General features: G+C 40.0%; 1 protein-coding gene. It reads right to left on the reverse strand.

Features of this window, described 5'->3' with window-relative positions:
* Positions 1 to 852, reverse strand: an 852-nt coding sequence (locus AC1DDX_RS27775; RefSeq protein WP_477623086.1) for an amino acid permease, incomplete at its 3' end; no start/stop codon positions are given.
* Between the last annotated feature and the right edge of the window lie 180 nt (positions 853 to 1,032).

Raw genomic sequence — 1,032 nt, forward strand, 5'->3', positions numbered from 1 at the left:
TGCAAAAAAAACTGCTGATACTCCCTTTAATACTCCTGATACTCCATTGGGAGCAAAGGGATCCCAATTACCAGTGTCAACATAAAAAACACCTACTGCAAGTACTAGTAAAATAACTGCTAGTTTTACAATAACCATTGCATTACTTGCATTTCTAGATTCTTTCATTCCTCTGTATACCAGCCAGGTAATAAAAATGATAATACCCAGAGCGGGTAAGTCCGCTACAAGATGAAAGCCCCCAATTTGTGGGGCTGTTATCCAGGCATTGTTTGCTATTCTTGTTGCGTCATCCAGATTTGCGTAGTTTTTTCCTGCGTTCACAAGTGCTTCAGCATGTGCATGACCATTATATGCGGTCAGATAGTCCATTGTAGTCCAATCAGGCAGGTGAATGCCATTTATGCCAAATGCAGGTATTCGTATGGAGGAGAGGAGTCCGGTAAAATAATCGGACCAGGATATAGCAACAGTTATGTTTCCAATAGCATACTCCATAATGAGCGACCATCCAATGATCCAGGCTACCAGTTCACCAAACGCAACATATGAATAGGTATATGCGCTTCCAGATACAGGAACCATTGAGGCAAATTCTGCATATGCAAAAGCAGCAAAACTACAAGCAATGGCAGTAAATATAAAAAGGAATATTACCGCAGGGCCACCGTCGGCACTTGCTTTGCCAATTGTACTGAAAATGCCCGCCCCAATTATAGCGGCGATACCGAAAGCCGTTAAATCCCGTACACCAAGTGTTTTATGGAGCGAAGCTCCGTGATCACCATAGCCTTTTTCTGCATCTTCCAATATTTTGGCTATTGACTTTTTTCTGAAAAGTTTTTCAAACATACATTAGTGGTTAGGTTCGGTTTTGATATTCAAACTTAGATATTATGTGGTAAACTTAGCCTAATTTATGCAATTCATCTTTTACAAATGATGCCAGCTCCTCAATGTAGTTTAAGCTGAAATCAAATTTAATTCCCGCAGTTTCGTAAATTTCATTGATGGGTTTGGTATATCCTAATG

This window comes from Pedobacter sp. 10L46_2 (assembly GCF_056395165.1).